The 18596-nt window shown below is 71.6% G+C and carries 21 protein-coding genes and 1 pseudogene; 6 read left to right on the top strand and 16 right to left on the bottom strand.

What is annotated here, in order from left to right:
• Nucleotide 1: 1 nt before the first annotated feature.
• A complete protein-coding gene (locus LJ657_RS26745) occupies nt 2-280 on the bottom strand; it encodes a DUF6158 family protein (protein WP_232651297.1) in 279 nt (92 codons plus the stop codon).
• A 57-nt stretch (nt 281-337) separates the two neighbouring features.
• Between LJ657_RS26745 and LJ657_RS26740 the strand changes: the two are divergent.
• A pseudogene (locus LJ657_RS26740) lies at nt 338-1486 on the top strand (baeRF2 domain-containing protein).
• A gap of 94 nt (nt 1487-1580) precedes the next feature.
• Here LJ657_RS26740 and LJ657_RS26735 read toward each other — a convergent pair.
• Together LJ657_RS26735 and LJ657_RS26730 are read right to left on the bottom strand one after the other, a co-directional pair.
• Nucleotides 1581-3200, bottom strand: a complete 1620-nt coding sequence (locus LJ657_RS26735; protein ID WP_232651296.1) for an ATP-binding cassette domain-containing protein — start codon at nt 3198-3200, stop codon at nt 1581-1583.
• 42 nt (nt 3201-3242) lie between these two features.
• Nucleotides 3243-3899 carry a histidine phosphatase family protein gene (locus LJ657_RS26730; protein WP_232651295.1) on the bottom strand — a complete coding sequence of 219 codons (657 nt, stop codon included), beginning with the start codon at nt 3897-3899 and terminating at the stop codon, nt 3243-3245.
• Between the two features lie 71 nt (nt 3900-3970).
• Here LJ657_RS26730 and LJ657_RS26725 point away from each other — a divergent pair, with 71 nt between their 5' ends.
• The 3 genes from LJ657_RS26725 (at nt 3971) to LJ657_RS26715 (ending at nt 6598) form a co-directional block, all read left to right on the top strand.
• The gene (locus LJ657_RS26725; protein WP_232651294.1) at nt 3971-5464 is read left to right on the top strand and encodes a bifunctional phosphatase PAP2/diacylglycerol kinase family protein; all 1494 of its coding nucleotides are present in this window, start codon (nt 3971-3973) and stop codon (nt 5462-5464) included.
• Between the two features lie 99 nt (nt 5465-5563).
• Complete coding sequence (locus LJ657_RS26720; RefSeq protein ID WP_232651293.1) at nt 5564-6385, top strand: class I SAM-dependent methyltransferase; 822 nt, start codon at nt 5564-5566, stop codon at nt 6383-6385.
• Between the two features lie 42 nt (nt 6386-6427).
• Nucleotides 6428-6598 carry a hydrophobic protein gene (locus tag LJ657_RS26715; protein WP_232651292.1) on the top strand — a complete coding sequence of 57 codons (171 nt, stop codon included), beginning with the start codon at nt 6428-6430 and terminating at the stop codon, nt 6596-6598.
• 27 nt (nt 6599-6625) lie between these two features.
• Here LJ657_RS26715 and LJ657_RS26710 read toward each other — a convergent pair whose 3' ends face one another.
• From LJ657_RS26710 to LJ657_RS26650, 13 genes are read right to left on the bottom strand one after another with little or no spacing between them, the layout of a single operon-like run.
• On the bottom strand, nt 6626-6910 hold the full coding sequence (locus LJ657_RS26710) for a gas vesicle protein K (RefSeq protein ID WP_232651291.1): 285 nt from the start codon (nt 6908-6910) through the stop codon (nt 6626-6628).
• Complete coding sequence (locus LJ657_RS26705) at nt 6907-7095, bottom strand: gas vesicle protein (protein WP_232651290.1); 189 nt, start codon at nt 7093-7095, stop codon at nt 6907-6909. Before LJ657_RS26705 ends, LJ657_RS26710 begins: the two co-directional genes overlap by 4 nt.
• The gene (locus tag LJ657_RS26700; RefSeq protein ID WP_232651289.1) at nt 7092-7847 is read right to left on the bottom strand and encodes a GvpL/GvpF family gas vesicle protein; all 756 of its coding nucleotides are present in this window, start codon (nt 7845-7847) and stop codon (nt 7092-7094) included. The genes LJ657_RS26705 and LJ657_RS26700 overlap by 4 nt, the downstream gene beginning before the upstream one ends.
• Nucleotides 7844-8182, bottom strand: a complete 339-nt coding sequence (locus LJ657_RS26695; protein ID WP_232651288.1) for a gas vesicle protein — start codon at nt 8180-8182, stop codon at nt 7844-7846. Before LJ657_RS26695 ends, LJ657_RS26700 begins: the two co-directional genes overlap by 4 nt.
• On the bottom strand, nt 8179-9258 hold the full coding sequence (locus tag LJ657_RS26690) for an SRPBCC family protein (RefSeq protein ID WP_232651287.1): 1080 nt from the start codon (nt 9256-9258) through the stop codon (nt 8179-8181). Before LJ657_RS26690 ends, LJ657_RS26695 begins: the two co-directional genes overlap by 4 nt.
• On the bottom strand, nt 9258-10031 hold the full coding sequence (locus LJ657_RS26685) for a DNA primase (RefSeq protein WP_232651286.1): 774 nt from the start codon (nt 10029-10031) through the stop codon (nt 9258-9260). Before LJ657_RS26685 ends, LJ657_RS26690 begins: the two co-directional genes overlap by 1 nt.
• Nucleotides 10028-10291, bottom strand: a complete 264-nt coding sequence (locus tag LJ657_RS26680) for a gas vesicle protein GvpG (RefSeq protein ID WP_232651285.1) — start codon at nt 10289-10291, stop codon at nt 10028-10030. Before LJ657_RS26680 ends, LJ657_RS26685 begins: the two co-directional genes overlap by 4 nt.
• Before the next feature lie 4 nt (nt 10292-10295).
• Nucleotides 10296-11066: a GvpL/GvpF family gas vesicle protein gene (locus LJ657_RS26675; protein WP_232651284.1), complete on the bottom strand. Its 771-nt coding sequence runs from the start codon at nt 11064-11066 to the stop codon at nt 10296-10298.
• Complete coding sequence (locus tag LJ657_RS26670; protein WP_232651283.1) at nt 11063-11494, bottom strand: gas vesicle structural protein GvpA; 432 nt, start codon at nt 11492-11494, stop codon at nt 11063-11065. Before LJ657_RS26670 ends, LJ657_RS26675 begins: the two co-directional genes overlap by 4 nt.
• A 43-nt stretch (nt 11495-11537) precedes the next feature.
• Nucleotides 11538-11882 (bottom strand): gas vesicle protein GvpO, encoded by a 345-nt coding sequence (locus tag LJ657_RS26665; RefSeq protein ID WP_232651282.1) that lies wholly within the window; start codon nt 11880-11882, stop codon nt 11538-11540.
• Nucleotides 11883-11927: 45 nt separating this feature from the next.
• The gene (gene ligD / locus LJ657_RS26660) at nt 11928-12860 is read right to left on the bottom strand and encodes a non-homologous end-joining DNA ligase (protein WP_232651281.1); all 933 of its coding nucleotides are present in this window, start codon (nt 12858-12860) and stop codon (nt 11928-11930) included.
• A complete protein-coding gene (locus LJ657_RS26655; protein ID WP_232651280.1) occupies nt 12857-14713 on the bottom strand; it encodes a transketolase in 1857 nt (618 codons plus the stop codon). Before LJ657_RS26655 ends, ligD begins: the two co-directional genes overlap by 4 nt.
• Complete coding sequence (locus LJ657_RS26650; RefSeq protein WP_232651279.1) at nt 14710-16377, bottom strand: NAD(P)/FAD-dependent oxidoreductase; 1668 nt, start codon at nt 16375-16377, stop codon at nt 14710-14712. The genes LJ657_RS26655 and LJ657_RS26650 overlap by 4 nt, the downstream gene beginning before the upstream one ends.
• 148 nt (nt 16378-16525) lie before the next feature.
• Here LJ657_RS26650 and LJ657_RS26645 point away from each other — a divergent pair, with 148 nt between their 5' ends.
• The gene (locus tag LJ657_RS26645) at nt 16526-17485 is read left to right on the top strand and encodes an LLM class F420-dependent oxidoreductase (protein WP_232651278.1); all 960 of its coding nucleotides are present in this window, start codon (nt 16526-16528) and stop codon (nt 17483-17485) included.
• A gap of 10 nt (nt 17486-17495) precedes the next feature.
• Complete coding sequence (locus LJ657_RS26640) at nt 17496-18587, top strand: enolase C-terminal domain-like protein (RefSeq protein ID WP_232651277.1); 1092 nt, start codon at nt 17496-17498, stop codon at nt 18585-18587.
• Nucleotides 18588-18596: the final 9 nt, after the last annotated feature.

Here is an 18596-nt window from a genome sequence, read left to right as displayed (position 1 = left end):
GTCACGTGCGGGGAGTCGCCGACTCCCCGCACGTGCGGTCCCGTGCCCCTTCTCGGGTGCGGCCCGCGGCGACCATGCGCCGCGGGTTGCGGCGCAGGAACTCGCCCTCCAGCTGGGCCATGCGATCGTTGTGGGCCCGCAGCGCGTCGGTCGAGCCGTACAGCAGCGTGTCGTGGCGCGTGCGGTGGATCGTCTCCAGCTCCTTCATGAGCTGCTGGTCGTCCAGCCGGCTGGGGTCGACTCCGGTCATGGTGGCACCCCGCTCGTCGTGTTCGTCCATGCGGTCCGGGTACCCGCCCGGTGAACGCCAGTCCCAAGCGGCATCCGGGAGAGAACCATGGATCTCGCCTTTCTGCATCCACTCTACGAACATCAGGGCCCCTGGGCCTCCGTGTACGTCGACACCTCCCGGCATACGGAGGACACGCCCCACGAGCGCCACCTGACGGCGGTGGCGCTCGCCCGCGACCTCGAACGGCAGGGGGCGGACCAGGCGACGTGCCAGGCCGTCCTCGATGCCCTGGACGAACTGCAGCACTCCTCCGAGCCGAACGGGCGTGCCCTTTTCGCCCACGCCGGCGAGATCGTGCTGGACCCTCCCCCACTGCCTGAACGGCATGGGAGGTACCCCCACCTGGCCCGGCCCCCGCAGTGAGACAGCGCCCACTGGGCGCCGCTGCCGCACACCGCGCCCCTGCTGGAGCTGGCCGGCGAGGACCCGGTCTGCGTGGTGGCGTACGTCGACCGCAAGGGCGCGGACTTCGAGCTGCGCACCTCGCTGGGCCGGCGTGAGGCGGGCACGGTCACCGGGCGGCAGTGGCCCGGACACCGCACGACCACGGCGAACTGGTCGGTGCGGCACTTCCAGCTCAAGGTGGAGAACACCTGGGAGCACAACGCGGCCGAGATCGCCGACGCGCTCGTCGTCTGCCAGGAGGAGACCCGCGCCGACCTGCTGGTTCTGGTGGGTGAGGAGCGGGAGAAGCGGGCCGTGCACGACCGGCTGCCCCGGCGGCTGCAGGACATGGCCGTCGAGGCCCCGCACGGCAGCGGCAGCAGGCTGCTCGACGAGGACGTCGAGCAGGCCCGCACGGAGCACGTACGGCAGCGGGCCGAGCGGGAGCTGGAGCGGTTCCTGGCGGCTCGCCGACCGGACACCGAAGGGCGCTCGGGGGCCGTGGAGGGCGTTCCCGCCCTGGTCGAGGCCGCCCGCGAGCACCGCATCGACGAGCTGCTGATCCGCCCCGACGGCCCCGACACCCACCGGGAGGTGTGGATCGGCGAGCACCCCGACCAGCTGGCGGTCCGCCGCACGGACCTGAAGATCCTCGGCGAACAGCGCTCCTGGCCGGCCCGCGCGGACGACGCCCTGATCCGCTCAGCGGTGACGACAGGCGCCCCGGCCCTTTCGCTGACCCCGGCGGCAGAGGCGTCCGGCGGCCAGATCCCGGCAGGAGGCCTGGGTGCACTGCTGCGCTGGACGTGACGAAATCAGCCCGTCCGGCGTGTGAGGACGAGGCCCCTTGAGGGCCGAAGCGGGGGCCGTGGGGGCAGCAGCCCCCTGGCCCCCGGCCGCCGGGCTACCGCACCCGCTCCACACGCCGCTCGTCCCACACCGGCTCGACACTCTCCCGCACACGCCCGTCACTGCCGAACACCAGATACCGGTCGAAGGACCGAGCGAACCAGCGGTCATGAGTGACCGCAAGAACCGTGCCGTCGAAGGCCTCCAGCCCCTCCTGAAGCGCTTCCGCGGACTCCAGGTCGAGGTTGTCGGTCGGCTCGTCCAGCAGCAGAGCCGTGACGCCCTCCAGCTCGAGGAGCAGGATCTGGAACCGGGCCTGCTGCCCGCCGGACAGCCGGTCGAAGGTCTGCTCCGCCTGGTTCGTGAGCTCGTAGCGCCGCAGGCGGGACATGGCGGCGCCCCGGTCCTGGGAGTGTTCCTGCCACAGGATGTCCAGCAGCCTGCGGCCCTGCAGCTCGGGGTGGGCGTGCGTCTGCGCGAAGTGCCCCGGCACGACCCGCGCCCCGAGCCTCCACTCCCCCGTGTGCGCCACCTCGTCGCCGGCCAGCAGCCGCAGGAAGTGCGACTTGCCGGAACCGTTGGAGCCGAGGACGGCGACCCGCTCGCCGTAGAAGACCTCCAGGTCGAAGGGTTTCATCAGGCCGGTCAGCTCAAGTCCCTTGCAGGTGACGGCTCTTACTCCGGTACGGCCGCCCTTGATCCGCATCCTGATGTCCTGCTCGCGCGGCGGCTCGGGCGGCGGGCCCGCCTCCTCGAACTTGCGCAGCCGGGTCTGCGCGGCCTGATAGCGGGACGCCAGTTCATGGCTGATGGAGGCCGCCTGACGGAGGTTCAGGACCAGCTTCTTCAGCTGGGCGTGCTTCTCGTCCCAGCGGCGGCGCAGCTCCTCGAAGCGGGCGAAGCGTTCGCGCCGGGCGTCGTGGTAGGTGGCGAAGCCGCCGCCGTGCACCCAGGCGTCGGCCCCGGCGGGCGAGGGCTCCACCGAGACGATCTTCTCCGCGGCGCGGGCGAGGAGTTCGCGGTCGTGGGAGACGAACAGGACCGTCTTGCGGGTCTCCTTCAGCCGCTCCTCCAGCCAGCGCTTGCCGGGCACGTCGAGGTAGTTGTCGGGCTCGTCGAGCAGCAGCACCTCGTCGGTGCCGCGCAGCAGCGCCTCCAGCACGAGCCGCTTCTGCTCACCGCCGGACAGCGTGCGCACCTGCCGGAACTGCGCCTTCTCGTAGGGCACCCCGAGCGCCGCCGTGGTGCACATGTCCCACAGCGTCTCCGCCTCGTACCCGCGCGCCTCGGCCCAGTCCGCGAGGGCCTGCGCGTACTGCAGCTGGGCCGCCTCGTCGTCGACCGTCATGATGCCGTGCTCGGCCTTGTCGACGGCCTGCGCGGCCTCGCGGATACGGGGCGGCGCCACGGACACCAGCAGGTCCCGTACGGTCGTCTCGTCCCGTACGGACCCCACGAACTGCCGCATCACGCCGAGGCCGCCACCGACGGTGACGGTGCCGCCGTGCGGTTTCAGCTCGCCGGAGATCAGCCGCAGCAGGGTCGTCTTGCCGGCGCCGTTGGGGCCGACGAGCGCCACTACGGCGCCTTCGCCCACCCGGAACGACACATCGCCGAGCAGGGCCCTCCCGTCGGGGAGGTGGTACTCGAGGTGCGCGGCTTCCAGATGTCCCATGAGGAGGCATTCTGCGGGCCACGCCCGGGGTCCGGCAAACGCTTATGGGGTTTCGTCGAGCGGGCGCCCCGCGGGTCCGCCCTCGCCCGCCGGGGCCACCACGGCGCCCGCCCACGACAGGGCCTTCCAGCCGTCGGCGGGCGAGCCCTCCAGGATCACCACGCCGGTGTTGTCCAGGGGGCGCGCGGCGGCGAAGGGGACGTCGACGTTGTCGGCGCGGGCCGCGGTCCACATGCGGATCGCCGCGCCGTGACTGACCATGGCGACTGTCCCGGCGCCGCTGTCCGCGGCCTCCGCGACGACGTCGTCGTAGCGGGCCAGCGCCTCGGCGCCGCTCTCGCCGCCCGGCATCCGCAGCTCGGTGTCCCCGGCCGCCCACGCGAAGACGGTCTTCATGTAGAGCGCGCCCTGCTCGGTGTCGCCGGGCAGCATCTCCAGGTCGCCCGCGGTGAGCTCGCGGATGCCGTCCCGGACCAGGACCTCCAGGCCGCGGGCGGCGGCCAGCGGGGCGGCGGTGAGCTGCGTACGCACCAGGGTGGAGGCGTACAGGGCCTCGATGTCCTCGTCGGCGAGCGCCGCGGGGAGGGCGGCGGCCTGCTGCTCGCCGAGTGCGGTCAACCCAGGGCCCGGGACGGCGGTGTCGAGCAGGAAATCGACGTTCGAGGGGGTCTGACCGTGGCGTATGAGGAGCAGACGCATACAGGGGCCCTCCGGGTGTCGATCAGCGCCCGCGGGACAAGAAACGGGCACTTCAGGGTACCCGTGACCGCATGAGCCCCGATGTCGACCTCACCGTCCCGAAGCCCGGCCCGCACCCGCTGCGCAACCGGCTGCTCGCGCTCGACTGCCGTCTCTTCGAGTTCGCCGCCGAGCGGAACTGGCCGGCCGCCGAGCGGGTGCTGCCCCGGCTGAGCCGGAGCGCGAACCACGGTGTGCTGTGGTTCGCGGCGGCGGCCGCCATGGCAGCGAGCCGTACCCCGCGGGCCCGCCGCGCCGCCGCGCGCGGTCTCGCCTCGCTCAGCCTGGCCTCCCTGACGATCAACACGCTCGGCAAGCGCTCGGTGCGCCGCCCCCGGCCGGTGCTGGATCCCGTGCCGCTGGTGCGGCAGCTGAAGCGGCAGCCGATCACGACCTCGTTCCCGTCCGGGCACGCCGCGTCGGCAGCCGCGTTCGCGGCCGGCGTCGCGCTGGAGTCACCGGCCTGGGGTGCGGTGGTCGCTCCCGTCGCCTGGTCCGTGGCGCTCTCCCGCGTGTACACGGGGGTGCACTTCCCGAGCGACGTGCTGGCGGGCGCGGCTCTGGGCGCGGGCGCCGCGTTCGCCGTACGGGGCCTGGTTCCGACCCGTGCGGGGGCTCTGCCGCCGGCCCGGCCCCGCGCCGAGGTCCCGGCACTGCCCGACGGCGAGGGACTGTTCCTGGTGGCCAACGTCGCCTCGGGCACCGCCGATCGCGTGCGCGCCCTGCACGACAGCCTGCCGAAGGCCGAGGTCGTCGAGTGCGAACCGGCCGATGTGCGAGCCGAGTTGGAGAAGGCGGCAGCCCATGCACGGGTGCTCGGCGTGTGCGGCGGCGACGGCACGGTCAACGCGGCCGCCGAGGTCGCCCTGCGCCACGACCTGCCGCTCGCGGTGCTGCCCGGCGGCACCCTGAACCACTTCGCCTACGACCTGGGGGTGGAGGACGTCCGCGATCTGAGCCGGGCGGTCCAGCAGGGCGAGGCGGTGCGTGTGGACGTCGGCCGGTTCGACTGCGGCACGCAGCAGGGCGTCTTCCTCAACACCTGCAGCCTGGGCGTCTATCCGGAGCTGGTGCGGGAGCGGGACCGCTGGTCGGGCCGGATCGGCGGCTGGCCGGCCGGGGTGCTCGCGGCCCTGCGCGTCCTGCGCACCGGCCGGCATCCCCTGGAGGCCGAGGTCCGCGGCCAGGCACGCCCGCTGTGGCTGCTGTTCGTCGGCAACGGCACCTACCACCGGATGGGCCTGGCGCCCGGCCGCCGGCTCGACCTCGCGGACGGGCAGCTCGACGTACGGGTGGTGCACGGCGGCCGCCGCCCCGCGCTGCGGCTGCTCGCGGCCGCGCTGGCGGGCCCGCTGACCCGCTCTCCCGCCCACGCGGCGGTCCAGGTGGGCCGCCTGCACCTGGAGGACGTCGCCCCCGGCACGCTTCTCGCCCATGACGGCGAAGTCACCGAGGCGGAGGGCGAGGTGACACTGGAGAAACTCCCCGAGGCGCTCACGGTGTACCGCCCCCTCACCAATAACTGACGTCCCGTCAGTCCATATTGCAAAACGCTGGTCTCATCATTCGACATGCGAGCGTACGGTGATGCGTACCGACAAGACGTCGAACAGGGGAGTTCAGCCATGTCGAAGCCGCAGGAGACCGCCGTCTACACGCACGGGCACCACGAGTCGGTGCTGCGCTCCCACACCTGGCGGACCGCCGCCAACTCCGCGGCCTATCTGCTCGGTTCGCTGAAGCCCCACATGAAGATCCTGGACATCGGCTGCGGCCCGGGCACGATCACCGCCGACCTGGCGGAGCTGGTCCCCGACGGGCACGTCACCGGCGTCGACCACGCGCCGGGGATCCTGGACCAGGCCCGGGCCACGGCCGCCGAACGGGGCCTGGCCAACGTCGACTTCGCGGTCGCGGACGTGCACGCCCTGGACTACCCCGACGACACCTTCTGCGTGGTCCACGCACACCAGGTGCTGCAGCACGTCGGCGACCCCGTGCGGGCGCTTCGCGAGATGGCGCGGGTGACGAAGCCGGGCGGGTTCATCGCCGTCCGCGACTCGGACTACGCGGCCATGACCTGGTATCCCGCGTCCCAGGGGATGGACGACTGGCTGGACCTGTACCGGCGGGTGGCCCGCGCCAACGGCGGCGAGCCGGACGCCGGGCGGCGGCTGAAGTCCTGGGCGCTGCGGGCGGGCCTGAGCGACATCACCGCCACCTCCGGCACCTGGACCTTCGCCACGCCGCAGGAGCGGGCCTGGTGGAGCGGGCTGTGGGCGGACCGTACGCTCGCGTCGGCCTACGCGGAGCGGGCCACGGAGGGCGGACACGCCACGACCGGGCAGCTGCGGGCCGTGTCGGACGCCTGGCGGGAGTGGGGCACGCAGGACGACGGCTGGTTCAGTGTGCTGCACGGAGAGATTCTGTGCCGAAAGGGCGCCTGAATCTCCATTTCCGGGATACCCGGTCAATAGGAGGTTCGAATTATGGTTGCTGTTCTGCTCGTACTGCTCCTGGCGCTGATTCTTTTCGGCGCTGGATTCGCACTGAAGATACTGTGGTGGGTTGCACTGGCGGTTATCGTGCTGTGGCTGCTGGGATTCCTGGTGCGCGGCACAACAGCGGCCGGAGGCAGGGGGCGCTGGTACCGCTGGTAGTCAGTCCCGGGGAAGCAACGGTGGTAGTCAGTCCCGGGGAAGCAACGGCCCGAGCGGCCCGAGGTCCAGATTCAGGTCCTCGGGCCGCAGTCCGTAGCGCTCGCGCAGTTCGGTCATGCGGTCGTCGAGCAGCATGAGCGTGAGCCCGATCCGCTCCTCCTGCTCCTCGCTGAGATCCCCTGTGTCGAAGCGGCGCAGCGCCTGGCGCTCCATGAGCTGGCGCAGCAGCTCGACCACGGTCAGCACGAGTTTGACGAGGTCACGCTCGACGGTGTCGGGTTCCAGGTCCAGCCGGTTGCGGTGTGCGGTCACGTGAGTTCCCCCCAGGGCGCGGGCACCTGTTCGTTGACAGAGCTGATCAGCGCGTTCAGGTCGATGCGGACGAGGTCGACGTCCGCGATGCGCAGCGTGATGTCGCCCGTGACGACGACGCCGCCGGCCAGCAGCCGGTCCAGCAGGTCCACGAGGGCGACCTCACGGCGTTCGACGACGGTCACGGTGCCTCCTCCACAAAGGAATACGCGGCCCAGGGGCCGGTGAGTTCGACACGCATTCCCGGTATGTCGTCCTTCGCCCGGTCCACCAGTTCCACGAATTCCTCGGAGTCGTCGCGCGGCACCAGATAGGCGGCGTTGAGCACATTCCGTCCCGGCGCTGCGGAAAGCGCGGAATTCTGCGGGGCGTGCAGCCGGGAATCCTCGGCGTACGAGGACAGCGTCGTGTGCAGCCGGGTCGCGAACGTCTCAGCCTTCTCCCACAGGTCCTCGTGCGCCCTCGCACGCATCCGCCGCTGCTGTAGATAGTCCCGGCCCGACGCGGCCTTCTCGACCAGCCGGGCCGTTTCGGCCGGCTCGGCGTCGGCGTACACCTTGACGCCCCATTCCACCCGCCCGTCCAGCCGGTCGAGGGTGCGCCGGAAACCGTCCTCGCGCGCCTCCATCATGACCCGTACGCCGCTGTCGTCCCGGAAGACCGTGCCGAGTCGCAGCGGCAGGGGCGTGGTCACGACGGTGAGCGCGTCGATCACGCCCTGGTGGAGGCGTGCGGTCTCGGTGAGCCAGTCCAGGTCCTCCAGATGGGCGTGGAGCGGGGCTTCGGCGAAGTCCCGCTCCGGCACATGGCTGACCACGGCGACGAGGCCGTGGTGGGTCAGCATTCTGGGCGGATCACCCGCCACACCCTTCAACTGGGACTGCAGTGCGGCGCCGAAGGGGTGGCAGACGGCGTAGACGTAGCGAAGTCCGGTCATGAGCCCTCCTTCTGGGCGCGGCCGGACTCCAGCTGCTCAAGCCGGGCCAGCCGCTCCCGCAACTCGGCGTTCTCCTGGGCGAGTTCGTCGCGGCGGGCGCCGGAGGACAAGGCCGGATCGGTCTCCCACCAGTCGATGCCCATCTCCTTGGCCTTGTCGACCGAGGCGACGATGAGCCGCAGCTTGATGGTGAGGAGTTCGATGTCGAGCAGGTTGACCCGGATGTCACCGGCGATGACGATGCCCTTGTCCAGCACGCGCTCGAGGATGTCGGCGAGGTTGGCGCTGCCGCCGCTGGATCCGTACGGCTCGGGCAGCCGGCCGGCCATGGTCATCGACGGCTCCCGCCGTGGGCGGGCTCGTACTCGGGTTCCTGCTCATCCTCGTACTCGTCCTCGTCTTCCTCTTCGTACTCGCCCTCGGGCTCTTCTTCTCCTTCTTCCTGACCCTCCTCGTCGTCCTCGTCCTCGTCCTCGAACTCCTCTTCCTCTCCGCTGGGTTCCTCCTCCTCGTCGTACTCCCCGTTCTCCTCCTCGGCGACCGCGTCCTCATGGCTGCGGACGACCTCGCCGTCGCTGATCTCGCCGCGCCAGCCGTCCTCCGCCTCGCCCTTGAGAGTGATGAAGCGGACGAAGTTCTTGAGGTCGAGCCGGGCTCTGCGGCCCTGGGCGCGCCAGAGGTTGCCGGTCTTCTCGAACAGGCCCTTGGGGTAGTACTCGATGACCAGCAGGACGCGGGTGAGGCTGTCGTCGAGCCGGTGGAAGGAGACGACGCCCTTGGTGGTGCCCTTGCCGCCCTCGGACGTCCAGGAGATCTTCTCGTCCGGAACCTGCTCGGTGGTCTTCGCCTTCCAGCTGCGGTTGGACCAGAAGACCTTGAGCTGCCAGTCGGACTCGGTGTCGTCGGCGCGGTTCGCGCTCTTGACGCCCTTAGCGAAGGTGCTGAAGTCCTGGTACTGGGTCCACTGGTCGTAGGCGGTGCGCTTGGGGACGCCGACGTCGACGGACTCGATGATGACCGTCGGCTTGTTGCCCGCCCCGCGCTTGCGCTTGCCCTTGCCTCCGCCGAGGTTCTTGAAGGCCTCGACGACATTGTCCTTGGCCCGGGTGGCGCCGGTCTCCAGCGCGGCGCGCAGGGGGCCCTTGCCCTCGGCGAGCTTGCGACCGCCGTCGAGGGCGAGCTTGGCGAAGCCCGGGCTGTTCCCCTCGGCGATGTCGTTCAGCTTCAGGGTGGTCTCGCCGAGTTTGCGGCCGGCCCCGGCCAGCAGGCGGGTGGCCTGGGCGGCCAGGTATTCCTGCAGTTCGGCCTTGAGCCGGTCGGCGGCCTCGCTGTGGGCCAGGTCGGTCAGTGGGCCGGTCGCCTCTTTGGCGCCGCGCGCGGCGGAGGTCGCGGATCCCAGTGTCTCGGTCATCACTCACCGCCTCCCTTCGGCAGACGGGCCCGGGCTGCGCGGGACCCGCCCCTGGCGGTGGCCGTCTTGCGGGCGGCCGTCCTCTTGGTGGCGGACTTCTTCGCCGTCGTCTGTTGGGACGCGGCCTTCTTGGCCGGCGCCTTCTTCGCCGGTGACCTCTTCGCGGCCGCCTTCTTGGCCGGGGCCTTCTTGGCGGACTTCTTCGCGGCCTTCTTGGCAGGCTTGGGCGCCGGACCCCGCTCGGCCTCGTCGACCGGAGGCTCCTCCTCACTCTCCGCCTCGTCGACCTCCTCGTCCGCCGGCTCCCCCTCCTCGGACTCCTCGCCGGCCGGCTCCTCGTCCTCGTCCTCGTAGTCGTCCGCGTAGTCGTCCCGCGAACCCTCCCCCTCGGCCTCCTCCGATTCCTCGTTCTCGTCCTCGTCCTCGTCCTCAAGGAGGTCCTTCGCCCGGCCCGTCGCGCCCGAGAGCTGGTCGCGGACCTGCGCGGTACGTCCGTGGAGGCGGTCGGCGAGGGCGTCGATCTGCCGCTCCACCATCGCGCCCGAGGCCGCCTTGCCCACGCCGCGCAGGTCCTCGCGCAGCTGGTCCCCGATCTCCTTGAACTGCGGATTGTTCTGCAGCTGCTGGGACGCCAGGTCCGCGAGCGCCCGCGGGCTCAGATGCATCCGCTTGCCCGCCACCAGGGTGCCGACGGCGAACGCCAGTTTCATCTTCTTCGTACGTCCGAGGACGTATCCGGCCCCTATCGCGAGGCCGAGTCCCACTCGGTTCATCGTGCCGTCCCGTCACCTGGGGCCGCGCCACCGCGCAGACCGATGTCCAGCCGGTCCAGAAGCTCGTCCTCCCGTCGGTCGAACTCCTCCTCGTCGATCTCGCCCGCCTCCAGCTGCTCCTCGAGCCGGCCGAGTTCCGCCCTGACGGTGGCCGGGTCGTAGTAGATCCGTTCCGCCTCGTGCAGGACCTGTTCGATCACCCATGCGCTGCCGCGCACCGGGGCGAAGGGCAACAGGACCAGCTCCTTGATCAGTCCCACGACCTCACCCCTGAGTACTGGCCGGGCCGGCGATGCTGCCCGCGTGCTCCGCGGGACCGGGCTCGACGAAGCTGTACGGCGGCAGCGGGCCGTTGACGCGCAGCTCGATGTGCGGATGGCCCTTGCGGACCTGCTCCACCTCGGCCAGGAACGACTCGGCCAATGCGCGCTCGACCAGGAAGGACAGGTTCACCAGCCAGCCGGTGGACTCGGGGCCCGCGCTCACGGCGGCCGCGACCGGTTCCAGGGCGCTCTGCACCGCGGCCGCGTCCTCGGCCTCCCGGTCCTTGACGGCGGCCACGACCATCTCGCCGAGCTGCAGCTTCTGTTCGTAGCTGCCGCCGCCCGCCTTCCGGTTGGCCTCGGTCATGGCGCGGATCTCGGCGTTCTCGGACATCACGCGGTGCAGGACGGCGTCTTCCTGGTGCGTGGCCTTGACGTTGTACTCGACCTTGCCGTCCAGGGCGCGCAGCCGCTCCTTGTAGTGGTCGGCGCGTTCGGCGAGCACGCCGGTGACCGTGTCGTCGTCCGCGGCCACGCTGCCGAACCGCATGGGCAGTACGACGCCCTCCGCGCCCGCCTCGGCGAGCACGCTCTGGTGGGCGAGCAGGTCCTTGCGCTTGGGCCGCAGCCCCTCGGGGGCGTCGCTCACGACGGCCGCCAGGTCGCCCTCCTGGAGGACACGAACCGGGCGGGGCGGGTCGCCGACTCCGCTCAGGCCCTCGGGGAGCGCGGCATGCGAACTCGCTGTGATGCCATACACGTACGTGCTCACTCCTGCTCCTCCTTCCTGCGCGAGGACGTGGTCTTGCGGGCGCGCGGCCGGGACTCGGTGTCCCGCTCACGGCCCTCACCACGTGCTTGCTGGAAAGCGTCGGAGATGGTCTCCGCCGCTCCGGAGAGCGCGCCCTTGGACTTGCCGCGGGCGCCGGACTCGGTGATCTCGCCGACGAGGTCGGGCAGGCCCGGATCCTTGCGCGGCCCTGCCTCCAGGTCGAGGCGGTTGCACGCCTCGGCGAAGCGGAGATAGGTGTCGACGCTGGCCACGACGACACGTACGTCGATCTTGAGGATCTCGATGCCGACCAGGGAGACCCGCACGAACGCGTCGATCACGAGACCCCTGTCGAGGACGAGTTCCAGAACGTCGTAAAGGCCACTGGAGCCGCCTCCGCCGCTCTGCTGTGCCGGGACAACGGTCATGCCGACCGCGCCTCCTTGTCTGGGTTGAGTTCGGGACGACGGCCTAGCGGCCGCCGGGCCTGTGTGCGTCGGCCCGTCCGCGTTCGTAGCGGCGGACGCGCCGGTAGCCGGTCAGTTGTCCCTCGGGGTCCAGATCGACCTGATAGCTCGCCATCAGGCTCATCGTGTCCGGCACGCGGGCCAGCTCCAGGACCTCGACCTCCAGGGACCAGCCGTCCTCCGTCTGCTCGAAGGACGAGACGTTCTCGGCGGCCATGCCGGTCAGCTCCGCGAGCTGCATACGCGCCTGGCGCAGCACCTCGACGGGACTCGGCCGGTTGTCCGCCGCGTTCTCCTTGTCGGAGTCCCGTGGACTCTGCGAATTTCTGGTGTCTTTTGTGTCAGCCATGGCCACCTCTGCGACCGGGTGGCCGCAATAGCGCTGGCCAAACCTTCAGGAGCCACGCAACGCGTCGAGCCTGCGCCGGGCCGGTCCCAGGGAGCGTCCACGGCTCATGACCCCGGCCCAGGGATCGGTGCGGGCCTGCTCGACGGCGTCGGCGACGGTCCAGCGGCGGGCGGTCAGCGCCGGGTCGTCCAGCTGGGCCCAGGTGAGAGGGGTGGCCACCGGGGCGCCGGGCCGCGCGCGGACGGCGAGGGGCGCGACCGCGGTCTGCGCGTAGGCGTTGCGGCCCACGTCGAGGTAGAGCCGGTCGCCGCGCTCCTTCTTGCGTACGGCGGTGGTGAGGCGGTCGGGGTGGGCCTCGGCCAGGGTGTCGGCGACGTCGCGGGCGAACTCGCGGACCGCGTCGAAGCCGTGCCGGCCGTTCAGCGGCACGACGACGTGCAGTCCGCGCGAGCCGGTGGTCATCAGTGCCGAGGGGAGCTGCAGCTCGTCGAGGAGTTCCCCGAGCAGCACGGCCGCCTCGCGCACCGCAGCGAAGTCGTCACCGGCCGGGTCCAGGTCGAAGACCATCCGGTCGGGCCGGTGGAGGTGGCCGACCCGGGACAGCCAGCGGTGCAGGGTGAGGCTGGCCTGGTCGGCCAGGTAGAGGAGGGTGGCCAAGTCGTCGCACACGGTGTGGCAGACGGTGCCGCCCTCCTTGGGCACCTCGATGCGGCTGATCCACTCCGGATAGTTGTCGGGGGTGTTCTTCTGCATGAAGCGCGGGCCGTCCAGGCCGTCCGGATGGCGTTCCAGCATCAGCGGGCGGCCGCGCAGATGGGGCAGCATGAGCGGGGCGGCGGACCGGTAGTAGTCGACGAGATCGCCCTTGGTGTACTCCTTCGCACGGCCGTCGCCGTTGCCGGGGAACAGCACCTTGTCGGCCCGGTGGACCTCCACGGTGCGGCGCCCGGCACGCACCGTGCGTACATCGCCGCTCACCGCACGACCGCCTCCTCCACCAGCAGCTTCCCGGCCGCCGCGATCGACTCGGCGTCGATGCCCGCGGCGTGCAGTTGCTGGTCCGGGGCGGCCGAGCCCGGCATCGTACGGACGGCCAGGCGCACCAGCCGCGGTACCGGCCGCCCGTCGAGGAACGCGTCCAGGACGGCGTCGCCGAGGCCGCCCTCCTCGCGGTGGTCCTCGACGGTGACCAGGCAGCCGGTGTCCTCGGCGGCGCGGCGCAGGGTGCGCCGGTCGACGGGCTTGACCGAGTAGAGGTCGATGACGCGGGCCTGGATGCCGTCCCGCTCCAGCGCGTCGGCGGCGGCCAGCGCCTCGGCCACGGTGACGCCCGCGGCGACGAGGGTCAGCCGGTCGTGCGCGGAGGAGCGCAGCACCTTGCTGCCACCGATGGGGAACTCCTCCTCGGGGCCGTAGATCACTCGGCTCTCACCGCGCGAGGTGCGCAGATACCGGATGCCCTCGCAGCCCGCCATCGCTGCGACGAGCTGCGCGGTCTGGTTGGCGTCGCACGGGTACAGCACGGTCGAGCCGTGCACCGCCCGCATCATCGCCAGGTCCTCCAGGCCCATCTGGGACGGGCCGTCCTGCCCGATGGCGACGCCCGCGTGCGAACCGACGAGGTTGATGCCGGCGCCGCTGACGGACGCCATGCGCACGAAGTCGTACGCGCGGGTCAGGAAGGCCGCGAACGTGGCGGCGTACGGCACCCAGCCGCGGGAGGCGAGGCCCACCGCGGCGGCGACCATCTGCTGCTCGGCGATGTAGCACTCGAAGTACCGGTCGGGGTGCTCCTTGGCGAAGAACTCGGCCCGGGTGGAGTCGCCGACCTCGCCGTCGAGGGCCACGATGTCGCTGCGGCCGGTGCCGAGGGCGGTGAGCGCCTGCCCGTAGGCGTCACGGGTGGCGACCCCCTTCTCGGGGGAGCCCTTCTCCCAGCGGGGCAGTTCGAAGTGCCCGGCGCGCACGGCGTGCAGCATGCGGGTGGCGGTCGGCTCGTGGACGTATACGCGGAGGTCGCGGGGGCCGCCGAGTTCGGCGATCGCCTCGTCGGCGTCCTTGAGGGGCTTGCCGTGCAGTCCCTCGCGGTCCTGGGCGGAGGCGACGCCCTTGCCCTTGAGGGTGCGGGCCAGGATCACGGTCGGCTGTCCGTTGGTCGAGACCGCCTCGCCGTACGCTCGGTCGACGGCGTCCACGTCATGTCCGTCCACCTCGATGGTGTGCCAGCCGAAGGCCTGGAAGCGGCGGGCGTAGGCGTCGAGGTCGTGCCCGTGCCGGGTCGGTCCGCGCTGTCCCAGGCGGTTCACGTCGACGATCGCGGTGAGGTTGTCCAGATGCTCGTACGCCGCGTGCTCGGCGGCCTCCCAGATCGACCCCTCGGCCAGCTCACTGTCCCCGCACAGCACCCACACCCGGTATCCGTTGCGGTCCAGCCGCTTACCGGAGAGCGCGATGCCGACGCCGACGGGCAGCCCCTGGCCGAGCGACCCGGTGGCCGTCTCGACCCACGGAAGCCTGCGCGGCGTCGGATGCCCCTCAAGACGGCTGCCCAGTTTGCGGAAGGTGAGCAGCTCGCCGTCCTCGATGGCGCCGGCGGCCTTGTAGGCGGCGTAGAGGAGGGGCGAGGCGTGCCCCTTGGACAGCACGAAGCGGTCGTTGCCGGGGTGGGCGGGCCGCTCGAAGTCATAGCGGAAGTGGTGCGCGAGCAGTACGGCCATCAGGTCCGCGGCGGACATCGAGGACGTCGGGTGCCCGGACCCCGCGGCATCGGCCGCACGCACACTGTCCACACGCAACTGCTGTGCCAACTCGACGAGTTCGTCGGTATTCATGAGTCTCCTTCCGCGGGATGTCGCTTCACTGGGCCCGGGGGTTCGCCACCGGGTTGGTTCCCGGCCGCCTCAGAGGCCGGCTGCCCCTTGGCGGGCTCACCACCGGACCGATTCCTGGCCGGCCCACCACCGGACCGATTCCTGGCGGGCTCACCGCCGGGTTGGTTCCTGGCGGGCTCACCGCCTGGCTGGTTCCTGGCGGCCTCACCGCCGAACCCGCCCTTCGCGGGCTCACCGCCCGGCTGGTTCCTCGCCAGCTCGGCAATGTGCTCCGATGGCGGAGCACTGGCCGGGGTGGTGTCGCCCGGCGTGGCCGCCCCCGGGCCCGAGCCGGTCGACGCGGTCTGACGGGGCTCCGGTCGGCCCGGGACGCGGGCCAGTTCCGGGGAGGCCGTGTCCAGGGGGACCGACCATGACCGGACGAGTCCCAACTGGACTGCCTGGCGCGGGAGTACGGAGTCCAGGAGCCAGTCCGCGGCGACGCGGACGCGGTTGCCGGGCATGGCCGCGAGGTGGTAGCCGCGGGTGACCGCTCCGGCCAGCGGGCCGGGCAGGGGGATGCCGAGCGGGTTGGCGGCTGCCTTCGTGCCGCCCAGGTCGACGACGAAGCCCAGGTCGCGGTGGCGGTAGGCGCGCCGCTCGCCGACGCCGAGGGATGCGGCGACGTTCTGCGCCACGACCTTGCCGTGCCGCCAGGCGTGCTGCGCGGTCATCGGCGTGTACGTGCCGGGGTTGTTCAGGTCCGGCACCGCGGCCGCGTCGCCGCACGCGAACACCTCGGGACGGCCCGGCACCTGGAGGTGCGGGTCGACGAGGAGCCGGCCGCGTTCCAGCGGCTGCCCGGTGGACTCGACGAGCGGATCGGGCCGTACGCCGACGCACCACACCAGCGTGCGGGTGTCCACGAACTCGCCGTCGGTCAGCAGCACCCCGTCCCGGGTGGCCTCCTTCACGGAGGTCCCCATGCGCACCTCGACGCCCCGCTGCCGCAGCACCCGGTCGGCGGTCTGCGCGAGCCGTTCGTGCATCTCGGGCAGGACGCGCGGCGCGATGTCGAGCAGCATCCAGCGCGGCCGCATGCCGTGCCGCAGCGGGTGCCTGCGGACCTGCGCGTCGGTGTACATCTGCCCGTGCGCGGCGACCTCCGTCCCGGTGTATCCGGCGCCGACCACCACGAAGGTGCACCGCGCCGCGCGGCTCTTCGGGTCGTCCTCGGTGGCGGCGAGTTCCACCTGCCGGGTGACGTGGTCGCGCAGGTACAGCGCCTCGGGCAACCCCCGGAAACCGTGCGCGTGCTCGGCCACACCCGGGATGGGCAGCAGCTTGTTGACGCTGCCGACGGCGAGCACCAGCCGGTCGTACGCCAGCGTGCCGCCCCCGCCCTCCGGGTCGGTGTAGTGCACGGACCGCCCGTCCAGGTCGACGGAGTCGGCCTCGCCGAGCACCAGCCGGACGTGCGGCAGGGTGCCGGACAGGGAGACGGACACCCGGCGGGGTTCCAGGATCCCGGCGGCGACCTGGGGCAGCAGGGGCAGATACAGGAAGTAGTCGGTCGGGTTCAGCAGGGTGATCTCGGCCTTGTGCCGTACCAGCCGGGACAGGGCTCGGGCCGTCCGGTACCCGGCGAATCCGGCACCGACGATCACGATGCGGGGTCGACTCACGTTCGCCTCCGGCGCTGTCGCGGACGTCGTGCGGAGCCTTCCGCGTCCCCCTGGCCAGGCCCCCCAAACGTCCGCCGGTTTCCACGCCCGGCGCCGGGTACCCGGAGCGGACCAGCCCCCACGCCCCAGTCCTCCGGAGGTGCTCCCCATGCCCGAGTACGGCTACTTCCTCTCGTGCGAGGAGTTCGGTCCCGCGGAACTCGTCGAACAGGCGAGGATGGCGGAGCAGGCCGGATTCCAGTCGCTGTGGATCTCGGACCACTACCACCCGTGGAACGGCACACAGGGCCAGAGCCCGTTCGTCTGGTCGGTGATCGGCGCGCTCTCGGAGGCGGTGTCGCTGCCCGTCGAAACGGCGGTCACCTGCCCCACCGTGCGCATCCACCCGGCGGTGGTCGCCCAGGCCGCGGCGACCTCGGCGGTGATGTCGAACGGCCGCTTCCGGCTCGGGGTGGGCACCGGTGAGGCCCTCAACGAGCACATCCTCGGGCACGTCTGGCCGCCCGCGAGTGTCCGCATGGAGATGCTGGAGGAGGCGATCCAGATCATGCGCCGCCTGTTCACCGGCGAGGAGGTCAGCCACCACGGCACCCACTACACGGTGGAGAACGCCCGCCTGTACACGGTCCCCGACGAACCCGTCCCGATCGACATCTCCGGATTCGGCCCGGCGGCGACACAGCTCGCCGGACGCGTGGGCGACGGCTACATCACGATGATGCCGGACGCCTCGATGGTCGAGCAGTTCCGCAAGGGCGGTGGCGGCGGCAAGCCGGTCATCGGCGGCACCAAGCTCTGCTACGGCACCGACCGCGAAGAGGCCGTACGCACGGTGCACAAGCGGTGGTTCAACCAGTTCCTGCCGGGCGAGATGGGCCAGATCCTGCCCTCGCCGAGCCATTTCGAGCAGCTGGCGCCGCTGGTCACCGAGGAGATGGTGCGCGAGAAGGCGGTGTGCGGCGACGACGTCGACGAACACGTCTCGGCCCTGCGGGCCTTCACCGACGCCGGCTTCGACCGGGTCTACGTCAACCAGATCGGCCCCGACCAGCGCGGCTTCTTCGACTTCTACCGTACGAAGGTCCTGCCGCAGCTGCAGCAGGCGTGAGGGAGCCGCGATGAAACTCCACCGCCCCGTCGTCTCCGTCTACACGGTGCCGACCGACGCTCCCGAGGCCGACGGCACGCTGGCCTGGGACTCCACGACCATGGTGATCGCCGAGGTGACGACGGGCGACGAGACCGGCACGGGCTGGACCTACGGCCCGCCGGCGGTCGGCGACTTCCTGCGCGACCACCTCGCCCCGCTCGTCGAGGGCCGCTCCGCCCTCGACATCCCCTCCGTGCACGACGCGATGTGCCGCTCCGTCCGCAACGCGGGCCGCCCCGGAATCGCCGCGGGCGCGATCTCGGCGGTGGACATCGCCCTGTGGGACCTCAAGGCCCGCCTCCTCGAACTCCCGCTGGCCCGGCTGCTCGGCGTGTGCCGCGAGCGGGTCCCGGTCTACGGCAGCGGCGGCTTCACGACGTACCACGACACCCATCTGGCCGCGCAGCTGAACGGCTGGGTGCACGGGCAGCACATCCCGCGCGTGAAGATCAAGATCGGGGAGAGCTGGGGCCGCGCGGTCCCACGCGATCTGGCCCGCGTTCACGCGGCACGCCAAGTGATCGGCTCCGAGGCCGAGTTGTACGTCGACGCGAACGGCGCGTACACCCGCAAACAGGCCGTCCGCGTCGGCCGTGCCCTCGCCGACCATGGCGTCGGCTGGTTCGAGGAGCCGGTCTCCTCCGACGACCTGACGGGTCTGCGCCTGGTCCGCGACGCCCTGGTGTGCGACGTGACGGCCGGCGAGTACGGCTACGACCTCCCCTACTTCGCCCGCATGATCGAGGCCGGGTCGGTCGACTGCCTCCAGATCGACGCGACGCGCTGCGGCGGCATCACGGAGTTCCTGCGCGCCGCCGCGCTCGCCCAGGCCCACGGCCTGGAGGTATCCACGCACTGCGCCCCGCACGCCCACGCCGCGGCGGCCGCCTCGCTGCCCAACATCCGCCACATGGAGTGGTTCCACGACCATGTGCGCATCGAGGACATGTTCTTCGACGGTGCGCTGGATCCGATGGGGGGCACGGTGCGCCCGCTGGCCGGTCTGGGCCACGGGCTGACTCTGCGGACGGACGAGGTGGAGGAGTACCGGGTCGGGTGACGGCCTGAC

This window comes from Streptomyces guryensis (assembly GCF_021261325.1).
In the GTDB taxonomy this organism is placed as follows: domain Bacteria; phylum Actinomycetota; class Actinomycetes; order Streptomycetales; family Streptomycetaceae; genus Streptomyces; species Streptomyces guryensis.
The sequence above is the reverse complement of the archived record's forward strand: the minus strand, read 5'-3'. Positions and strand labels throughout refer to the sequence as shown.